20 protein-coding genes and 1 pseudogene are annotated in these 19,588 nt (G+C 38.7%); 6 read left to right on the top strand and 15 right to left on the bottom strand.

Annotated elements, in window-relative coordinates:
- Nucleotides 1-471: 471 nt before the first annotated feature.
- The 9 genes and pseudogenes from ACQKEZ_RS09205 to ACQKEZ_RS09245 form a co-directional block, all read right to left on the bottom strand.
- Nucleotides 472-1,335, bottom strand: a complete 864-nt coding sequence (locus ACQKEZ_RS09205) for a polysaccharide deacetylase family protein (RefSeq protein WP_427300080.1) — start codon at nt 1,333-1,335, stop codon at nt 472-474.
- Nucleotides 1,336-1,857: 522 nt separating this feature from the next.
- A complete protein-coding gene (locus tag ACQKEZ_RS09210) occupies nt 1,858-2,283 on the bottom strand; it encodes a YwqH-like family protein (RefSeq protein WP_427300082.1) in 426 nt (141 codons plus the stop codon).
- Nucleotides 2,284-2,697: 414 nt separating this feature from the next.
- Nucleotides 2,698-3,549 (bottom strand): pentapeptide repeat-containing protein, encoded by an 852-nt coding sequence (locus tag ACQKEZ_RS09215; RefSeq protein ID WP_427300084.1) that lies wholly within the window; start codon nt 3,547-3,549, stop codon nt 2,698-2,700.
- A gap of 115 nt (nt 3,550-3,664) precedes the next feature.
- A pseudogene (locus ACQKEZ_RS09220) lies at nt 3,665-3,853 on the bottom strand (hypothetical protein); the annotation flags it as partial.
- Nucleotides 3,854-4,045: 192 nt separating this feature from the next.
- Nucleotides 4,046-4,309: a YwqI/YxiC family protein gene (locus ACQKEZ_RS09225; protein WP_427300086.1), complete on the bottom strand. Its 264-nt coding sequence runs from the start codon at nt 4,307-4,309 to the stop codon at nt 4,046-4,048.
- 76 nt (nt 4,310-4,385) lie between these two features.
- Entirely contained in the window at nt 4,386-4,811 is a 426-nt protein-coding gene (locus tag ACQKEZ_RS09230; RefSeq protein WP_427300088.1) for a YwqH-like family protein, read from the bottom strand.
- A gap of 304 nt (nt 4,812-5,115) precedes the next feature.
- Nucleotides 5,116-6,522: a Na+/H+ antiporter NhaC gene (nhaC, locus tag ACQKEZ_RS09235; RefSeq protein WP_427300089.1), complete on the bottom strand. Its 1,407-nt coding sequence runs from the start codon at nt 6,520-6,522 to the stop codon at nt 5,116-5,118.
- Between the two features lie 140 nt (nt 6,523-6,662).
- Nucleotides 6,663-8,084: an aspartate ammonia-lyase gene (gene aspA / locus ACQKEZ_RS09240; RefSeq protein ID WP_427300550.1), complete on the bottom strand. Its 1,422-nt coding sequence runs from the start codon at nt 8,082-8,084 to the stop codon at nt 6,663-6,665.
- Between the two features lie 29 nt (nt 8,085-8,113).
- A complete protein-coding gene (locus tag ACQKEZ_RS09245; RefSeq protein ID WP_427300091.1) occupies nt 8,114-9,103 on the bottom strand; it encodes an asparaginase in 990 nt (329 codons plus the stop codon).
- Nucleotides 9,104-9,308: 205 nt separating this feature from the next.
- On the opposite strand from ACQKEZ_RS09245, the gene ACQKEZ_RS09250 reads away from it, so the two are divergent.
- The gene (locus ACQKEZ_RS09250) at nt 9,309-9,656 is read left to right on the top strand and encodes a helix-turn-helix domain-containing protein (RefSeq protein ID WP_427300093.1); all 348 of its coding nucleotides are present in this window, start codon (nt 9,309-9,311) and stop codon (nt 9,654-9,656) included.
- Between the two features lie 67 nt (nt 9,657-9,723).
- Here ACQKEZ_RS09250 and ACQKEZ_RS09255 read toward each other — a convergent pair whose 3' ends face one another.
- From ACQKEZ_RS09255 to ACQKEZ_RS09275, 5 genes are all read right to left on the bottom strand, one after another.
- Nucleotides 9,724-10,191 (bottom strand): helix-turn-helix transcriptional regulator, encoded by a 468-nt coding sequence (locus ACQKEZ_RS09255; RefSeq protein ID WP_427300095.1) that lies wholly within the window; start codon nt 10,189-10,191, stop codon nt 9,724-9,726.
- A gap of 237 nt (nt 10,192-10,428) precedes the next feature.
- Nucleotides 10,429-10,950 (bottom strand): YfjD family protein, encoded by a 522-nt coding sequence (locus ACQKEZ_RS09260; protein ID WP_427300097.1) that lies wholly within the window; start codon nt 10,948-10,950, stop codon nt 10,429-10,431.
- 24 nt (nt 10,951-10,974) lie between these two features.
- Nucleotides 10,975-11,733, bottom strand: coding sequence for a hypothetical protein (locus ACQKEZ_RS09265; protein ID WP_427300552.1), 759 nt, complete (start codon nt 11,731-11,733; stop codon nt 10,975-10,977).
- A 13-nt stretch (nt 11,734-11,746) separates the two neighbouring features.
- The gene (locus ACQKEZ_RS09270; RefSeq protein ID WP_427300099.1) at nt 11,747-12,943 is read right to left on the bottom strand and encodes a DUF6861 domain-containing protein; all 1,197 of its coding nucleotides are present in this window, start codon (nt 12,941-12,943) and stop codon (nt 11,747-11,749) included.
- A gap of 29 nt (nt 12,944-12,972) precedes the next feature.
- Nucleotides 12,973-13,272, bottom strand: a complete 300-nt coding sequence (locus ACQKEZ_RS09275; protein WP_427300554.1) for a WXG100 family type VII secretion target — start codon at nt 13,270-13,272, stop codon at nt 12,973-12,975.
- Between the two features lie 252 nt (nt 13,273-13,524).
- Between ACQKEZ_RS09275 and pepT the strand changes: the two genes are divergently transcribed.
- Nucleotides 13,525-14,757, top strand: a complete 1,233-nt coding sequence (gene pepT / locus ACQKEZ_RS09280) for a peptidase T (protein WP_427300101.1) — start codon at nt 13,525-13,527, stop codon at nt 14,755-14,757.
- A 288-nt stretch (nt 14,758-15,045) separates the two neighbouring features.
- Nucleotides 15,046-15,222, top strand: a complete 177-nt coding sequence (locus tag ACQKEZ_RS09285; protein WP_427300573.1) for a hypothetical protein — start codon at nt 15,046-15,048, stop codon at nt 15,220-15,222.
- Between the two features lie 131 nt (nt 15,223-15,353).
- Here ACQKEZ_RS09285 and ACQKEZ_RS09290 read toward each other — a convergent pair whose 3' ends face one another.
- Nucleotides 15,354-16,031, bottom strand: a complete 678-nt coding sequence (locus tag ACQKEZ_RS09290; protein WP_427300103.1) for a DUF3298 domain-containing protein — start codon at nt 16,029-16,031, stop codon at nt 15,354-15,356.
- Nucleotides 16,032-16,200: 169 nt separating this feature from the next.
- Here ACQKEZ_RS09290 and ACQKEZ_RS09295 point away from each other — a divergent pair, with 169 nt between their 5' ends.
- The 3 genes from ACQKEZ_RS09295 (at nt 16,201) to ACQKEZ_RS09305 (ending at nt 19,581) form a co-directional block, all read left to right on the top strand.
- Complete coding sequence (locus tag ACQKEZ_RS09295) at nt 16,201-17,058, top strand: MurR/RpiR family transcriptional regulator (protein WP_427300555.1); 858 nt, start codon at nt 16,201-16,203, stop codon at nt 17,056-17,058.
- Nucleotides 17,059-17,256: 198 nt separating this feature from the next.
- The gene (gene garR / locus ACQKEZ_RS09300) at nt 17,257-18,153 is read left to right on the top strand and encodes a 2-hydroxy-3-oxopropionate reductase (RefSeq protein ID WP_427300105.1); all 897 of its coding nucleotides are present in this window, start codon (nt 17,257-17,259) and stop codon (nt 18,151-18,153) included.
- A gap of 3 nt (nt 18,154-18,156) precedes the next feature.
- Entirely contained in the window at nt 18,157-19,581 is a 1,425-nt protein-coding gene (locus ACQKEZ_RS09305; protein WP_427300106.1) for a four-carbon acid sugar kinase family protein, read from the top strand.
- The last annotated feature ends 7 nt before the right edge of the window (nt 19,582-19,588 follow it).

Raw genomic sequence — 19,588 nt, forward strand, 5'->3', positions numbered from 1 at the left:
TTTTGTTGTATGAATCTTTTTCAACATCCATGCGTAATAAAAAAGGAGCACGAAACCACTCAAGACGAAATTCCCCAAATTTTATGACGAAATATGTTCACTCATTGTAAAACAATGTCGTTTAATGTTCCATGTGAAACATACTATCCACAACTACACGATCCGTTTGATCAACAGCTTCTTGAATCATATGAAATATCAATAGGAAATCATGATTCCAAATCTATACATCTCAACCTATGGAGGATTTGATTGCATAATTAAGAAGCATAAAGTTGTGTTCACTTTTTCTTGACCGGAACTATTTTCGTTATCAATATCTCAAAATTGAATTGACTGGATTTTTATATATTGGCATCATTTCATTCATAGGCCTGATGATCACAACATTTCTAGCATGGATAAAAAGAAACAAAAGGACAAATCAATAAAATAGACTGATATGCCGGCTTTGAATGTGAATACAGTGATTCATTTCGCTTCAATCAATCTTCCGAAGCTTTCAGGAGAAAGCCCTGGGGATATACGAAGACGATGTAATGACATCATGCCTTGTTCTTTTTTCGCACGTCCTGGTTCTGTTGTGACAGCCATTTGGTAACCTGCTTCTTCAGCAATTCTTAAGGTATCTTCGTTGTAACGACCGACTGGATAGCTGACCATTCGTGTATTTTGGGAAAATCGTCGATCAAAGAAATCCTTTGATGCTTTTAGTTCGTCTTCCTGTTGCGCTATCGACAAACGATTGAGCTCCAAGTGATGAACAGTATGACTTTCGATCGAAATACCGGAAGTCACCATCTCATCCATCTGTGCGTCTGTTAAATGATGCGGTTGACCAATTGATTGTTGTATCATAAAAATAGTCGCTTTCATTTCGTACTTTTTTAATATCGGAAATGCCTTTGTGTAATTATCCGTATATCCGTCGTCAAATGTGATAAGCACACATTTCTCACTCGGCTTCTTCCCTGTCGTTAATACTACATATGCTTCGGCTGGCGATAAGGTCACATACCCATTGTCTTTCAGCCATTTCATATGTCCTTTAAATTCTTTCTGTGGGACACGCAGAAGATTCCCGCTTGAGATGCTATGATACATTAAAATAGGCAGTTCGACTGGATCATTCTGTTTTATCCACTGTTGTACATTTGGCTCTTCTGAAGTCTTTTCCTTTTCCTCCGGCTCCTGCGCCGTTTCTACGGCTTGTACTTGACCCTTTTCCTCTTGACCTACCTGCTTCACGTTCTCCTTCTCATCCTTTGTTCCTGTACAACCCAAAACAAGCAGAAGGATAAAGACAGCAGTTAGAAGATTATATATTCTCTTCATTACCAATCCCGCTTTCTCTCTATATCTATCGAATGATTATAACAGAAATTGGCTGAACATCTTACAATCATTTGGTCACTGTGTTCATTTTTTACACATGTCTATCAACTCATGGAACTTCTGCTACGATGACCCGTATCAATATGAAGAAGAGGAGGAGTACCTATTGGAAAACGTAGTGAATTTGTTTTTAGCTATCATCGTTTTATTTTCATTGCATTTATTTTTTTCAACATTGAATCCAAAAAAGAAAAGAAAGCCTACGAACAAGCGACAACATCATCATAGAAAACAGAAGCATCGAAAAAGAAAAAAGAAGCGGAAAAGTACACGCAAACAACAAAAGAATACATATCAAAACGGGGATTCGGGTTCTTACGATGACACATGCGATAGCGGTGATTCCGGGGATGGAGGGAGTGATTGATATTCACCTCACATAAAGAAACAGCCATTCTTTTCAAGAAGATGGCTGTATGTATATCAATATGAATGTGTTTGACAATACGTAGCAGGAACAGATTAAAGAGCCTTCCAGCCCCGTTCAATCAAGTGCTTTACATCCTCAACGAATTCCTCACCCTTTTCCATGACATCCTGTGCCCTACCAGCAAAATTACTGGCAACCGCAAGCTCCATTTTCTTCAGTTCAAAGTGTAAAATTCGATGATCAATTTCATTAATATATTGTTCATATTCTTCATTCAGGATGTTTTGCATGGCAGTATAGGCTTCTTGACGAGTTTCATGAAAGGCTGTTGCCTTCTCACCTTTCCAAGACATATCAAGTGCAGGCTGCTTTATTTGCTTATTGTCTGTCTGTGCAAGATCCTGCTCATTTTGAATACTCATTTTCGCCGTCTTTAACCGAGAGATCATTTCGTCAAATTCTGCACGTTTGCTTTCAATTCCTATATGCAGATGGTGTAGCATCTCGGATAAACTCATGTCATCCACCTCTATCAGACAAAATACGAAAGCGTCGTTTAGAGCATTTTTCAGTCTAAACAAGCGCCTACCATAGCACTTATTATTTCTATCATTCACTTTCCATTATTTCTAGTATAAGGCGAAAAGACTTATGCTTAAATAGGGAAAAAGCGCCCTTTTAAAGAAACGATCGGAAATGAAACAGGATAATTAAAGGTCATAAAGACTGGTTTATATACAGTTACAAAGAACTATCTTCATTTAATTATCAAATCCTAAATTAAAAAATGTAGATAAATTATAGGATATAACATATTTTATATGGCTAATTTGTTATGTCCATTCTTACTTCATAATTGCGTCCTTTTCTTGAATAAGACTGATAGTAAAACCATCTTCAAAAGTCCTTTTCAATACGCAAATATATATAAATTAGTTAATCCAATGAGAAGGTCGATGTATATGAGAGGGTAATGTTGTCTTGACATCACCTTTAGCCGAATTAATTTGCATTTGGGTCAAAAACATACTGGTGGACAGATCAGCGCCACTGAAATTAACATCTCGCAAATCCGCACCAATAAAATTGACTGCCCTTAAATCCGTATTTCTCATATCGGCTGCAATCAAATAGGCTCCCCTAAAATCAGTTGCTCTTAAATCTTTTCCCTTTAACTGTTTTCCCATCCAATCAGCTCTCGCATGGTTAAACTCTTTACTTTTTCGAAGACTAGGCATTTTATCGATTGTATTTCTTCTGACAAAATCACTCGCTGAAGTAAGCAGCTCATTTAAAGAAAATCGATACATCACCAAATCAAGTGACAATAAATGATCTGCGTCCAATTTCGTTAAATCCTGCAATTCCTTTAACTGTTTTCTCAATTTATCAGCTAAATCATCTGGTATATCGTAAGACAAAGCTTCTGCCACGTACGCTATCATTTCATGTATTTGCTCCATGATGGGAAACACTTGAAACATTTTCTTCCCAATGTCAGGATTTTCTCGCCAACTCTGACCGTTAAAAGTAACTTGAGAAACGACTTGCCCAGCACCCAAACAATCAAATACTGTACAGCCTTTGAATCCTTTCTCCCTCAACTGACTATGAATTTGGCAACTATAATCAGACTGCAAATTCATACAAGGAGTACCTGCCGGTTTGTTAATTGGAAAATCACTTGATGCTACAATATTAAGTGCTGTGCAGCAAAGTCCAAAGCACTTCGTACAATCAGCTGTTAAACTTTCTCTCATATTTTTGGCTGTTTTATTATCCATTTTTCTACCTTCTATCCTTTAGTTAAAAAGATTTTGAATTTATTATACAAGACTTAAAGAATCCTTCCTGTTTGCTAAACAAAATTCAATTTGGGTGTAGGTACATGTGATTGCTGTTCTGGTAATGTTGTAGATTCTTAGCGTTTTTCTCTACAATATCTCTTCTCTTCCGTTGTTTTTATGTGAAGTTCATACTTTTGATTATCTAACTCTAAAAAACCTACTGCCAAGTCTTTTCAGGGGTTTAATTATCACCACAAGTTAGACAAGGCGGTACTTCCATAAGAGGATAATTTCCATTTAGACTATATTTTCAATATCTAATTAATAAATCTAATTTGTATGAAAAAAGAGAATATATGCTCATATATTGAACATTATATCCTCTTATTAGTTTAGTCTATTTAATACAAGTTCATCTATCCTTTTTTTATCGTAAGAAAGTGATCGAAATCAAAAATTCTATTAATCTTTTCCCCTAGCATGTGCATTTCCTTTATTTTGCTGCGATTGCCTCATCTTGTTCTTTCAATGTCTTCACATTAGAACGTGTATCTTTGATGTTTTTTGTTAATGCCTGTCTAAAATCTGACACCATTTCAGCAATTTCTGCTTCTCGTTCAACCCATTTCGAGACAAACTTCAATTGATTTTCGCCTACTTTTTCTGCTGCTTTTTTCATCGCTAATGTCTCCACCGCTTGAGAAACTACATCAAGTTTATCCATGACTACCTGATAATTTAATTTAATTTGTCCCATAATCAAGTCCTCCAGCTTATTCAATGTGTCTCACTATGTAGAGATGTGATGTGCCTGAAAATACGTAGCACCTCTTCTATAAACTTTTCCACGCTTTAGAAATAAGACGCTTTGCATCTTCAATGGCATCTTCCCCTTTTTCAGCGAGCCGCGATGCATCACTTGCTAACGAGCTCGCAAAAGACAAACCCGTTTGTTGGGCTTCCAATGTCCCGATCTTAAATTCAATTTTGCTGATATAACTCGGATATTTTTCATTAATGATTGTTTGCAATGCTCCATGTGCTTCACTTCGATCTGACTTGAAGTCCTTGCTTCTCTCACCTTTCCAAGAGGAGCCCAGATTCGGCTGTTTTATTTGCTTTACATCCGTTGCTGCCGCATCTTGTTCGCGCTCAATCTTACTTTTAGCTTTTTTTAATCGAGAGATTTTTTCTTCAATTTCTGCCTTTTTACTTGAGATTCCACCGTTCAGGGCAGAAAGCATATCTGATAAGCTCACACTGGTCCCCCCTACCTGTAAAAAAAATAAAAAACGCTGCTTAGAGATCAATCTAAACGAGCGCACTTAATTGTCAGATACATTTCCAATATTGTTATTATAAGGTGTAAAGACTCACGTTTGAATAGGTATTTACACTCTTTTTCTGCCATATATATGCTCTCTCTTTTGAAATCACTATATCTTTCTTCATGCTATAGGGAGGGCTGTTTGTCATGATAACATTCATCAAACATCAATCAGTCTTTTGGTCCTAGGACAATGAAAGGCCACTCTGTCTATCGAGCGGCCTTTTTCATCGACTCTAAGAAGCCGATTCTTCTGAATTTTTTTGATCCTTCACATACCAAATGAATTTACCTGTGTATCCATAGATGATAGCAAGACCGATGGCTACGAAGCTCAGCCACATATATGGCAAGTAAGAGAAAGTAGAAACGCCTAAAATACCAGCCATATAAATTCCATTATCTGACCATGGAACCATACCAGATGTTAGTGTTCCTCCAACCTCGGAGTTCCTTGACAAGATTCGTCTGTCCAGTTTTAATTTGTCATAGCTGTCCTCCATGATTTTTGGAGTTAGAATAAGTGATACATACATCGCACAGCCAAAAATGTTTGCAAAGAATGCAACAATTAATGTTGATAATGTGACATTTCCAGCGTTGTGCAATTTCTTCTCGAAAGAAGCTACGATAACTTTTAACACACCTAAATATTCAAGCACGCCACCAAAACCAAGACCAAGAATGATGACAACTAATGAACCAAGCATATTCACAATTCCACCGCGGTTTAATAACGTATTTAAGAATTCAACATCTGAATTAATCGCAAAACCATTGTACGCAGTACCAAGTGCATCACCAGGGTTCATACCTTGAAATGCTATTGCCCAAATAGCACCTAGAAGTGAACCAATTGCAATAACCGGAAGGGATGGCTTTTTAAATACTAGAAGTAAAATAACAATGATAGCGGGAATAATCATCCAAATATTAATTGTAAATGTATCATGGAGCGCATTTTTCAAGAACTCGATCTTCTCTTGGTCAATATTGCGGCCACCATACATAAATCCTGTTACTGTGAACATAATGGCTGTAATGATAAAAGCCGGAATAGATAATACCATCATCGCCCTCACGTGTGCGAGCACGTCCACCTTTGAGAGAGATGAAGCCAAAACCGTACTATCTGATAGTGGAGAAAGCTTGTCTCCAAAATAAGCACCAGAAAGAACTGCACCTGCTACAATCGGAAGCGGAATACCTAAACCCTCTCCAATCGCAATCATCGCAATACCTGCCGTACCGACTGTACCCCATGATGTACCTGTTGCAACTGACATAATGGCACAGATCACAAGAGTTGCTAATAAGAAAATATTAGGGTGAATGAATTCTAAGCCATAATAAATTAATGTTGGCACGACGCCACCAGCAATCCATGTTCCAACAAGAGCACCGACTGCAATTAAGATTAATATCGCTTCTAACCCATTCGAAATCCCTTTTGTAATGGCATTCTGCAAATCTTTATAAGAATGTCCTAATCTAATACCAAGTGTAATGGCCATAAACCATGAGATAAAGAGTGCTAACTGGATATCCAATTTAAAATAAAGTGTGAACGATAAAACGATTGCTAAAAACAAGCCAAGAATAGAGACTACTTCCATCATAGATGGCAGGCGCGGTGTTTTCATTTTGTTTCCTCCCTTTGTCGTTTAAGCGTTTTCAAAATAAGACGAAAAAAAGTGTGTCAATTTTAAAGAACCTGAATTGCCTGTTTCTCTCTTTTTCACAGGCAATTCATCATATTAAAAAAGTAATTTTAGTGATATTATTATCGCTCTAATAATTCTTGTCCTGCAATACCAGGTTTCGTCATTTCAAAAGGATTTAAAATAATATCGAGTTCTTCTTCTGTTAGAACGTCATTTTGCAAGCAGAGATCTCTAATTGATTGACCTGTTAGAATTGCTTCCCTTGCAATTCTTGCTGCTGCTTCATAACCTAGGTGAGGGTTGACTGCTGTAATAACACCTGCACTTTTTTCAACGTATTCTTTTAACCTTTTTTCATTCGCTTCAATGTCAGCTAAGCAATGATCTGTGAATGAACGGAAACCGTTATTCATTATACTAATAGATTGAAGTAGATTAAAAACCAAAACAGGCTCCATGACATTTAATTCAAGCTGGCCCGCTTCAGATGCAAGGCAAATCGTGTGATCATTTCCAATTACCTGGAATGCAATCTGGTTAATCAGCTCAGCCATAACCGGATTAACTTTACCTGGCATGATGGACGATCCCGGCTGGCGTGCTGGAAGAGAAATTTCAGCAAGACCCGCTCGTGGACCTGATGCCATTAAGCGAAGATCGTTCGCAATTTTGGACATGTTCATCATACATACTTTCAGGGAAGCCGATACTTCTGTGTATGCATCTGTGTTTTGCGTTGCATCGACTAGGTGCTCAGCACCGACTAGTGGTAGCCCTGAAATGTCAGCAAGCTTTTTCACAACGATTTCAATATAGCGAGGATCAGCGTTTAGGCCTGTTCCAACAGCTGTTGCACCCATGTTGACTTCATATAAATGCTGTTTTGATTGGTTAATACGTTTAATATCACGGCTTAGCACACGGCTATAAGCTTCGAATTCTTGTCCCAAACGAATCGGTACAGCATCTTGCAAGTGTGTACGACCCATTTTGATCACATGATCGAATTCTTGTGCTTTCTTTTTGAATACATCATGCATCGCTTGCATCGTCTCAAGAAGAATGTCCAACTGCTTCAAAACAGCGATATGGATAGCTGTTGGAAACGAGTCGTTCGTTGATTGAGACATATTGACGTGTGTATTTGGGCTTAAGTGGATGTACTCGCCTTTTTGATGTCCCATCAGTTCCAATGCTCTGTTTCCGATGACTTCGTTGGCATTCATATTTATTGAAGTTCCTGCGCCACCTTGAATCGGATCGACAATAAAATACTCATGCAATTTCCCTTCAATGACTTCATCAGCCGCTTTTACGATTGCAGTTCCAATGCCTTCATATAAGCGACCAACTTCCATATTGGCAAGGGCTGCTGCTTTTTTGACGATTGCAAACGCTCTGATGAGCTCTTCGTGTATTCGATAACCTGTAATAGGGAAATTCTCTTTTGCACGCAATGTTTGCACACCATAATACACATTTGCAGGAATTTCTTTTTCACCGAGGAAATCTTTCTCGTAGCGATAAGTTGCTTGAACCATCATACATTACCTGCTTTCTATAGAATAAGTTAAATCACTAAGTCTTCAGCAATTGGTGTTTCCATGATTATTTTCACTTCTTTTGGATCTGTTGTTTTGCCAAGCGCCCACATCAGCTTTGGTACAATTGCCTCTGTGTTCATATTTCTTGAACGAGCCACAAGCTCTTGATTGATTTTGCGTCCTACTTCATACACACTCATGTCTTCTCCTTCTTCGAGACATTGTGTTGTAATGACGACAGAAACCCCTTCTTCAATCAGCTCGTTTAATTTTTCGAGAATGTTCCGTCCTTCAAACGGGATGCCTCCGCTACCGTAGCTTTCAATGACAAGACCTTTATAAACACCCTTAATCGAATCTAAAAATTCTGGTTTTAATCCTGGATGAAGTTTTAACAGACATACATCCGTATTAAGAGATGCATCTAATTTAAGCGGTTTCAATGGAGATCTTTTTACTTTGCTATTGTACTCAATTTGATGGTTTTCAATTGATGCAATATATGGGTAATTGATACTTTCAAATGCATCATAGCTTTTTGTTCTTAATTTAATCGCACGCGTACCTTGAATGACTCGCCCGTCAAAGACCACATACACTCCACCTACTCCGTCACATGCGAAGCGAATAGCATCTGTAATATTTTTCTTTGCATCCGTTTTCTTAAATGTGATTGGAATTTGCGAACCTGTAACGACAATTGGCTTATCTGGATTTTGCAACATATATGAAAGGGCCGCTGATGTATAGGCCATTGTATCAGTACCATGTGTTACAACAAATCCGTCGTACTTGTCATAGTGCTCATGAATTGCCGTTGCGATATCCACCCAATATTCCGGTTGCATATTTGTACTATCTATACTCATTAGGGACTTTGTGTCCATTGTGTAGTCTTCGTTAATCTCGTTTAAATAGCTCAAAAGGTCCTCAGCTTTAACACCAGGCGCTAAGCCATTTTCACTTTCTACAGACGCGATGGTTCCACCAGTCGTTAAAAGCAATAGTTTTTTCAACAGTTCCACCTCTTTCGATAAATTACTTCGTTTGTCACACATATTATAAGCCAGCTTGTGCTATTCTATAATATACGCTTTACGCGTACCTTCAATGCCATTATAGTCACATAACGCGAATTAATCAAGAAATTATTACGCACTACGCGTACACTTTTTATCAGAATATGATATACTGATTTTGTATATAAAGGAGCGTTCATGTATGATACTCGATCGTTTAACCACTCTTAGAAAAAAGAAAAAATGGTCCCTCCAGCATACGGCTGACCGCCTTGGTATCGCCAAAAGCACCTATGCCGGATACGAATCTGGATACCGCCGGCCATCTCTTGAAGCAGTTAAATTGTTGGCTGATTTGTATGATACGTCCATTGATTATTTACTAGGTAGAACGGACGAGCCAGAGATACATCGTGGAATCTCTGAAATCAAAATTGAACTGACGGAAGCGGCTGCAGGAACCATATTGGTAGACGGTATACCGCTAACTGAAGAAGAAACCAAACAACTTGTCGCCTTTGTTAGGGCAAAAAACACCCTTGAAGTATAAAAATGAGAAAAGAGAGGAGCCCGTTTTCAATCGGGTCCTCTCTTTTTGTTCTTCATTTCAAATAACTTCATGGGGATGATGGAGATAATTGACTAAGCTCCTCTAAACGCCGCTTGGCTTCTTCCTTATTAAAAGAACTATAATAGCGATAATTCTCATCATCCAAAATCCGATAATGCTGACTTAACACATTTTGTTGGAGCCTAAAAGCTCCTTTTTTCATAAATGTTCTCCACCACACCTTTTCACCAATCGTTCGTTCAACTGACAAATGGAGTTCATCATGTGCCACCACTTCCAAGATTTCAAGTGGATCATCACCAAGAGTGTTTTTTAAGACGTCACTATCTCTGAATAAAGCACACACCGCCGCTGCTTGTGTCCAGTTAAGCCTAAGCCTGTTTTTTTCGACTTGCTGCACGTGTCTTTTAGATAAACCGAGTACCTCTGCCATTCGATCTTGTGTATAGTTCTTTTCTTTTCGGATAAGTGGCATCTGTTCTGTGACAAGGTCAATCACTAGTTCCTTCTCCATCTCTCATCACCTTTTGATTGCTAAATGATTACTGCCATCATACATGATTTTTGAAAAAAAGTGGCGTGAAAAAAGATTACCGCATATTGTAATGAAAAAGCCCACCTAATACAGTGGACTTTCCTCCATTTGATGATAAAAGTTGTTTATCGCTCTTAAAAAGAACCCGACGAATGTAGTTTTCTTTCTATTTTCTTTAGAATAGTCTCTCGATCACGCACACATTTTGTTTGTTGATTAGTCATTTTCTGGATCAATATGTTGCTGACGCCAGTGCCCTTTTGCTACTTCATTTAAGTGAGAGAAGACATATTGCTCAATGGCCTCCTCAAACAATTGCTCATCTAAAATACTGTACGCTGGAATTTTTATTAATCCCCCGTCCACTTTCCGCACCAGCACATCCATAAAGAGGAACCCTCTCACGTGATATTTGTGACGCCGCATTTCAATAGATTGTATGTCATGAAAAGGAACCGTTTGATGCGTAGTTTGTATCGAACCGCGCTCACCTGTTTGAATGCGAAAAATCACATTTCCCTTGGCAGTGAACGCGGGCAAAATCATGAAAAAAGAGATAAATCCATATAGAATACCCAACAATCCCCCCACAAATAAAAAAAGGATATAGTTCGATTCAAACTTTAACGCTTCTGAGATCAGCCAAATCCCCACAATGCCAAAACCACCAGTGGCTAGAAATGCCCATACTCTTAGGAACAACCTGCTTTTCATTTCGATTACTTCACTTTGATTCAACGTCATTCTCCTTTTTCCCGCCAACTAAAATATAGATTGCAGCCCATCTGCATGTGCAGTCTCAATATGAAACTCGTTCCGATTCATCCCTGACACCACCCAAGAATGCTCCTTGCCCGGAATGATGAAGACCATTCCCTGCACATCTGGCATATTCTCTTTGTCGTAAATCACTTTCATCAAGCTGTCCATTTTCCCCTTCCTTTTCCATAAATCTCGAGCGAATTGCTTCACTTTTTCCTGATCTTTATGCTTTTCTAAAAAGGAATGGAGGGCTTCTGGCTTCTCGCTTGCCCCTTCCAGTAGTGCTTCAAATTCATCAGCATTTAGTGATAAGATGACCGAACGTTTTGTACTTACATGCATGTGTAAAAATGCATGTACTTTGTTATAAATGGTGTTAATGCCTTGAATCTTTTGTATGCGATGCACTTGTTTATCATATAACATCTCATGGCAGTAAACATTGGCGCGTGTTACATGAAAAGAGACGGCTTCTTCTTCTCCCTCAGATCCAAACTTGGATGCTTTCACCGTATATTCCGCATCATTCATTGCCTGTATAAAATGTCGAAATGTTGGCTTGTACCGATATTGCCGATCCCTAAATTCTAGAACTTCTTTCGCTAATAACGAACGACAGGCGATTTCAAAGAGAAATCCGAGCTTTTCATCCTCCAAATCAGGAAAGTAAGCTTCTTTTAATGACATTCCCTGCTCAAAATAACCTTCACTATATAAACTAAATATGAGTTCTTCTATACTTAAATTCAGTTGATTCAATTTGACCTCTCCCTTATCCAAAAGAAAAAGCTCCTTTCAAGAAGTTACCTGCTCCATTTATCAATGAATTTGCTGTTTCCTTCGTTTTTTCGATTCCTTGGTGAATGGCCTTATTCGCATAGTCGATTGTATCGTTCACCGCTTTTACACCTTTACCAGCCAATTCAAATGCCTTTTTCCCTTTATCAACCACAGCATGGATCGGATCTTTCATTTTGACTGCTAACTGCTCAGCGAAGCCAGAAGTCAACTTAGCCACTTTTTCTCCAATGAATCCACCAACAGCTGAGCCAATTGCTCCACCTACAACCGTTCCAATGGGCCCCGCAAAACTTCCGATCGCTCCGCCAACGACAGCTCCAGCAACAGACCCACCAGTAATAAAAGCAGTATTGTTCACCGCATTCCCTACAGCTTTCGCATTTTCTCGCTTGAGCACCTCAGGTTTGTCTCCGAATTTCGCATAATTCTCCGCAATTTTGATGCCACACCCGACTGATTCTGTGGCACCTGTCACCACAGTCGCAATAATCGCATTCCCTTTTGCAAATCTAGCACCATTTTTCAAAACGGACTTCAGCCCATCTATATCCTTCAGGTTGATGCTACCTTTTGTATAATTTCGAACACTGTTAGTAAAAGCGACTGTGTCAGATGGATAGAACTTTGTAAACTTCTTATGCACCAAATCCGCCATCGACCTATTGGATCGTTTTAATAATTCCTTCTTTCTTAGTAAAATCCTTGCAACACGGTCAAATCTCGTTCCTTCCACCCGACTAGTGATGTCCAACAATAGTTTAGAATGCTGGACAGCATAATTTCCATTCTGTTTAACAAAGGAAGTCAAGCCTAGTCCATAGTATTTCGCTTGCATCATGACAATTCCAGTTAGGCTCGTCAACGTACCATATTGATCATATAAGTTGTACATTTTTCTTAAAATAGCGTCATCTTCTACAAATTTGTCTGCGGTTTTACGAATGGAAATATCATCGTTGCTTAATTTATTCATTAACGAAGTTCCTGCACTCCATGCATCTCCTACACCTGAAAAACAGCTTGCGTATCGAGGATCGCAGCCTAAAATCATTTGATCTAACTCTCTGTTTAATCGCTGATGTTTCGTTTCAATGGACGTTAGCTCTGAAACAAAATCATTGGCAAGTCCTTCTAATTGATCTGGATCGACTGAGATTTTTCCTGCCATATATCCTATCTCCCCTTTCTACTTCTTTCTTATTGTTCTTCTTGTCTCTTTCGTTCCAGCTCTTCCATTCTTGCGATTTCTGCTTTTCGTTCTTCAATTTTCACAGCAGCCTCTCGTAGCTCCTGACCCGTCTCTAGCAAATCCTTCTCAAACTGATCATAGCGTGATTTCGTCTCTTCAAAGCTCTGATCAAATTTATCTCTCGCTTCTCCTTGCCAATTAGCGCCAAGTGCATGAAGCCGATCCGACAAAAGCTGTTTAGACTGCCTCACCTCTTCAGCTGCTTCTTGATATTTTTGAGCGAGAGCCACCGTTTGACTAGAATCCAACTTTCGCACCTCTTTCTCCTAAATTAGCGTACAAATGGATGATTTTATATGATTTTTATTATAAATAAAAAGGCACCTAAAAAAATCAACCTAAAGAACCATTCAGCACATCGAATGACTGATAATCCTTCTAAAACGCTTGTTAAATAGGCCCTTTCTCTCCCTACCCCTAAAAGAAAACTTCTTCTCGTTATGAAGCGTATTCAAGTCATGATAAAATGAACTTATACTAGATAAAGGAGAGATGTATGCATGAAAGAAGAGATGATTCACCGTTTCACAAACTATGTACAAGTGGATACACAATCAGATGCAGATAGTGAGACATGCCCGTCCACCTCTAAACAGTTAAACCTTTCAAGAATGCTTGTGGATGAGATGAAAGCTATCGGCATTGAAGATGTCACAATTGATGAAAATGGTTATGTAATGGGGACAATTCCAGCCAATACAGACAAAGATGTACCAACTATCGGCTTCCTTGCCCATGTGGATACTGCTACTGATTTCACCGGAAAAAATGTCAAACCTCAGCTTCACGAGAACTATCAAGGCGGCGACATTGTTTTAAACAAAGACCTACATATTGTTTTATCTCCAAAACAGTTTCCAAACTTAACTCAGTATCAAGGACATACACTCATTACAACTGATGGCACAACACTTTTAGGTGCTGACAATAAAGCTGGTATCGCTGAAATTATGACAGCTATGGATTATTTGATTCAACATCCTGACATTAAACATGGAAAAATACGTGTCGCCTTTACACCCGATGAAGAAATCGGCAGAGGCCCACACAAATTTGATGTAGAGGCGTTCGGCGCTTCTTATGCGTATACGATTGATGGCGGGCCACTTGGCGAATTGCAATATGAAAGCTTTAACGCAGCCGGTGCAAAAGTCTCGATCAAAGGAAATAGTGTTCATCCAGGAACTGCCAAAAACAAGATGGTCAGCGCAGCAAAAATTGGTATGCTGTTTCACAACAAACTTCCTTCAGAGGAAGCACCAGAGCATACAGAAGGATACGAAGGATTTTTCCATCTATCTAAATTCGTCGGAGATGTTGAGGAAGCGGAACTTCAATACATTATTCGTGACTTTGATAAAGTAAAATTCAACAATCGTAAAGCACTGTTTGAGCGTATTGCAGGCGAACTGAGAGACATTTATGGAGATAAGAGCATCACAGTCGACATTCATGATCAGTACTTTAATATGAGAGAAAAAATCGAACCGGTGAAACATATTGTTGATATTGCGTATGAAGCAATGGAGAACCTTTCAGTCACGCCGATTATTGAACCAATCCGTGGCGGTACAGACGGCTCTCAGCTTTCATATAAAGGGTTACCAACACCAAACATCTTTACAGGTGGAGAAAACTTTCATGGCAAATTCGAATTTATCTCTGTCGAAAATATGTTAAAAGCCACTCAAGTCATCGTTGAAATTGCACGCCTGTTTGAAGAAAAAGCATAAACATGTTTAAAGCCGTTCCTAATCGGGAACGGTTTTTTATAAAAAGTTTTTAATTTTCTGAAACTTTAGTAAAGTTTAATCGTACTAATATAGACAACCCCATAAAAATTCTTCTTGACGAGTGAAATAACTGGAAATATAATAGTTAAAAACAACCAGTATTTTAGACCTAGTTCAATCAGGTGAATGAATCACAAGAACTATACATCATCTGCTCCTTATTTTCAGTTATAAAAATCACTCAACCTGTCTACACTTTAAGAATAGGATGAATTGGAGGAATGTCACATGATGATCTTGTTCATTATCGCTTCACTTTGTTGTTACTTACTATTCTCTTTCAAAAAAGATAACCGCACCCAAAAACGAAAAAGCGCAGAGCTATCAGAGTTTGAAATATTCCGTATGCGCCGCTATTATAACGGCAAAAGTCGCCACCCATTAAGTGCACCTAAACAAGTATAAATAAAAGAGCCCTTGTGGCTCTTTTTTGATGCTGTCAGCTAAAAATCCCTTGTACTCTCCCCTAAGTAGTCCACTTTTCCTAGACCTGTCACAACAAAAGCGACCCATCGTCTCGGTCGCTTCTGTTTCTCTTATTTGTATACCTTTGCTGGTACATTGATCATTGGAATACCAGATGAATAAGGTGCAATCTCATATGGCTGGAAAACAACAGAGATCCCTTTATTTGTAAAATGGAATTGAGTGTTCTCACTAATTTCAATTTCACTTTTTTTCAATCCAACATAAAATTTGTTCTTGTGTTTCTTCGTATAATTATAAACGTAATCTCTCACTTTATTACGCTTCTTTTTTGTTGTCAAAACATCTGTCAAATCAAGCAATCTCGTTTTTTTCTTTTGTAAGTCATAGTTCATACCGATAATCATTGTATCCCCATGATTTCCACCAGCATTTGCATAATCATATGTTAGGAAGCTAAGTTTCTTTCCATTGTTAAACTTTGTTTCATACCAAGTTTTATAATCGACTTTCCCACCGTTATATTTCTTGGCCTCTTTCTTTAAATCAAGGTACATCTCATACGAATATTGCACTCTTAATTTCAGGTCACTGTTTATTCTTTTTTGATGTACTTTCGTCAAATTCTTTACTTGTGGATATTTAAATGCTTTTTTCTTTTTATAATAGTGTGTACTTACTTTTGCTTTCTTCACTTGCTTCGCTTCGACTGAGGCTACAGGTGCAAACAACGAGACGATGAGCGAAAAGACAAGTAAGCCAATCGTCATACCTTTTTTCAAATTCACAGTAAAAACCCCCATTTTTTTCTTTTACCAAATGAGTATATCATGACAAAAGAACCAAAAGAAGTATTTTTTCCAATATATTCTCTCCTTGTCCAGCAGCGGGTTTGTTTACCGTTTTCTTAAGTTCCTGTATGCTTATAAGTAGAAATAGAATGTCTTATAAAGCGTGGTGTTTATCATAGAAGAAAACATTTTTAGTCATATTCGAACAAAGTTTAATAGCTTGTCGCCAACACAAAAAAAAATTGCCAATTACATCTTACAAAACCCCCAGAAAGTCGTGCTTCATTCGATCAGTGCACTTGCTGCGGAATGCAACACAAGTGAGACGACGATTTTCCGTTTTTTACGAAAAATCGGCTATGAATCCTATCAGGTTTTCCGTGTCCATGTCGCACAGGATATAGCAACCAACACACCCAAATCGATTTACGGAGAAATTGAAGCCGGTGACAGCATCGCTGATATTAAACATAAAGTGATAGAGTTAACAACTAGCTCCATACAAGATATGAAACAGATCGTTGAAGATCAAGCTGTTACGCAATTTATTGAACAAGTGAAGAAGGCTCGTAAAACAGTATTCTTCGGTGCAGGTGCATCAAGCTTTATTGCAGGCGATGCCTACCACAAGTTTCTCCAGCTTGGATTTGAAGTGAGCCTGTGCAGTGATCCACATATGATGAATATGATTTCAACACATGCTACCGAACAAGATTTCATTGTTGCGATTTCTCATTCAGGAGAAAGCAAAGAAATATTAGATGCCGTTCAGTTTGCAAAGGAAAAAGGAGCGGTTATCGCCTCAATTACAAGTTATCCAAAATCTGAGCTAGCTAAACGATCTGACTTTCACCTTCTCAGTTCATCAAGGGAAACAGCCTACCGATCTGACTCAATGATCTCTCGGATCAATCAGCTTGTCATTATTGATATTCTCTATGTAGCTGCTGTACTAGAGATAGGATCAAATGTCATTGAAAATGTGAAGAGATCCCGACTTGCTGTTGCCAAAAACAAAACCTAACTTTGAAAGACCGGAGTGATATTCCGGTCTTTTTTTTGAGGCTTTCATCATATTTTTCGTTGACATGTTTAGCAATCGTCATGTACATTAAGTGAACGATAGTTTATTTCCTACTATTAATTAAATGAGATAGTATAAATACTAACATAAAAAAGAAAGCGCTTTTCGTAAGGGTTTTCAATTGAGGGGGCAACTGAATTGAACCGACAAATTGGCTTTATCGGACTTGGCATTATGGGAAAACCAATGGCACTCAATCTATTAAAAGCTGGTCACGCTGTTTCAGTTTTTGATATTAACCAAGAAGCTGTATCTGCGTTGCATGATGCAGGTGCCATCAGCACAATTTCAGCAGCAGAGGTAGCTTCTGAAAGCGATGTCATCATCACAATGTTACCTAAAGGGGAACACGTAGAAGCTGTTGTAGCAGGAGAAAACGGTATTTTAAGCACTGCAAAACCTGGATCTATCATCATTGACATGAGCTCTATTTCTCCTGTCACCTCCAGATCACTTGCGGCACGATCCAAGCAACATCAAGTAGACTTTATCGATGCCCCAGTTAGTGGTGGTGAGCCTAAAGCGGTGGATGGGACTTTAGCCATCATGGCTGGTGGTGATGAAGCTATCTTTGAGAAAGTTCAAGATATTCTGCACTGCATGGGAACAGATGTCGTCCTTGTCGGTGCAAATGGCAGCGGGACTACAGCCAAGCTAGCGAACCAAATCATTGTTAACTTAAACATCGCAGCGATGTCTGAAGCACTTGTACTCGCAGCCAAATCTGGTATCGCGATTGATAAAATGTATGAAGCCATTAGAGGTGGACTTGCTGGCAGTGCAGTACTTGATGCCAAAGTTCCCCTTATTTTAGAGCGACATTTTGAACCTGGTGGTCGGATTGATATTAACTTGAAGGATTTGACAAATGTGATGGAGACAGCACATGACATCGGTGTTCCTCTACCACTTTCAAGCCAGTTACTTGAAATTTTTCACGCATTAAAGGCAGATGGAAAAGCAGGTCTTGACCACGCTGGTATTGTACAATACTACGAAAAAATGGCTCATGTGGAAGTCAAGAAAGGATCATAAATCATGACGAGACAAAGCACAGCCCTTTTACATGCGATTCCAAAAGCAGATACACATACAATTCACAAACAATATGAACAAGCATTGCTTACTTTTAACAGAAAACTCATTGTTTTAGACGATGATCCAACTGGCATTCAGACTGTCCATGGTGTCTCTGTATTTACAGATTGGACAGAAGACAGCATTGAGCAAGGTTTTCTTGAAGACAACCGCATGTTCTTTATATTAACGAATTCAAGAGGACTGACAGAAGACGAAACAACCGATGTTCATCAACAAATCGCTTCAACTATTGTAAAAGTAGCGAAACGACTCAAGAAAGATTTTGTCATTGTCAGCCGAGGAGATTCCACCTTGCGTGGACATTTTCCACTTGAAACGATTGTTATAAAAACATCTATTGAACAGCAAAGTGAGTGGATCTTTGATGGTGAAATAATCATCCCTTTCTTTCTGGAAGGCGGACGCTTTACTATCGACAACGTTCATTATGTACAAGAGGGAAATGAGCTAGTTCCTGCTGGAGAAACAGAGTTTGCACTTGATCGTACATTCGGCTTTCGATCCTCTCACCTTGGAGAATGGATTGAAGAGAAGTCAAATGGTGCTTTCACAAAAGATGATACGACCTATATTTCACTTGATGACTTACGTGCACTTCACATCGAACAAATAAAAGAACAACTCATCAATGTCTCAGACTTTAAAAAAGTCGTTGTAAATGCAATAGACTACGATGATGTGAAAGTGTTTGTGATTGCACTCCTAGAAGCATTCCAGTCTGGAAAAAACTTTATATTTAGAAGTGCAGCCGCACTCACTAAAGTGCTTGGCGGAATCGGTGATAAAGGATTATTAACAAGAGATGAACTTATTCCAGAGGAAAGCCCGAACGGCGGACTCATTATGGTTGGCTCTCATGTAAAAAAGACAACAGAGCAATTGAAGGAACTGCAAAAAAATGAAGAGATCGCGTTTATTGAATTCAACTCAAATCTTGTTCTAGAGCCAGAACAATTCAAGCATGAAGTTGACCGCGTCATTCAAACAACGGAAGAGCTGATAAAGTCTGGCCAGACTGTCACTGTTTATACAAAGCGTGAGCGTCTTGATCTCGGAGACAATCAAAAAGAAGAAGAATTAAAACTGTCGATTCAAATTAGTGATGCTGTCACAAGTATTGTCCAGCGATTAAGCATTCGCCCGAAATACCTGATTGCTAAAGGTGGTATCACTTCTAGTGATATCGGTACAAGAGGACTTCGTGTCAAACGTGCTACCGTTGCAGGACAAATTAGACCTGGAATCCCAGTCTGGCAAACTGGTGAAGAAAGTAAGTTTCCATTTATCTCATACGTGATTTTCCCAGGAAATGTTGGTTCAATTGATACTTTAAAACAAGCAGTAGAGATACTTGAAGGATAAAACATAG

It is taken from the genome of Bacillus sp. NPDC077027 (genome assembly GCF_050269555.1).
GTDB lineage: Bacteria > Bacillota > Bacilli > Bacillales > Bacillaceae > Bacillus.

What these genes read in the sequence shown, in the direction of transcription:
- ACQKEZ_RS09205 (WP_427300080.1), bottom strand. Translation starts at nt 1,335, where the DNA reads ATGAAGAGAATATATAATCTTCTAACTGCTGTCTTTATCCTTCTGCTT.
- ACQKEZ_RS09210 (WP_427300082.1), bottom strand. Translation starts at nt 2,283, where the DNA reads ATGAGTTTATCCGAGATGCTACACCATCTGCATATAGGAATTGAAAGC.
- ACQKEZ_RS09215 (WP_427300084.1), bottom strand. Translation starts at nt 3,549, where the DNA reads ATGGATAATAAAACAGCCAAAAATATGAGAGAAAGTTTAACAGCTGAT.
- ACQKEZ_RS09225 (WP_427300086.1), bottom strand. Translation starts at nt 4,309, where the DNA reads ATGGGACAAATTAAATTAAATTATCAGGTAGTCATGGATAAACTTGAT.
- nhaC (WP_427300089.1), bottom strand. Translation starts at nt 6,522, where the DNA reads ATGAAAACACCGCGCCTGCCATCTATGATGGAAGTAGTCTCTATTCTT.
- aspA (WP_427300550.1), bottom strand. Translation starts at nt 8,084, where the DNA reads ATGGTTCAAGCAACTTATCGCTACGAGAAAGATTTCCTCGGTGAAAAA.
- ACQKEZ_RS09250 (WP_427300093.1), top strand. Translation starts at nt 9,309, where the DNA reads ATGATACTCGATCGTTTAACCACTCTTAGAAAAAAGAAAAAATGGTCC.
- ACQKEZ_RS09255 (WP_427300095.1), bottom strand. Translation starts at nt 10,191, where the DNA reads ATGGAGAAGGAACTAGTGATTGACCTTGTCACAGAACAGATGCCACTT.
- ACQKEZ_RS09270 (WP_427300099.1), bottom strand. Translation starts at nt 12,943, where the DNA reads ATGGCAGGAAAAATCTCAGTCGATCCAGATCAATTAGAAGGACTTGCC.
- pepT (WP_427300101.1), top strand. Translation starts at nt 13,525, where the DNA reads ATGAAAGAAGAGATGATTCACCGTTTCACAAACTATGTACAAGTGGAT.
- ACQKEZ_RS09285 (WP_427300573.1), top strand. Translation starts at nt 15,046, where the DNA reads ATGATGATCTTGTTCATTATCGCTTCACTTTGTTGTTACTTACTATTC.
- ACQKEZ_RS09305 (WP_427300106.1), top strand. Translation starts at nt 18,157, where the DNA reads ATGACGAGACAAAGCACAGCCCTTTTACATGCGATTCCAAAAGCAGAT.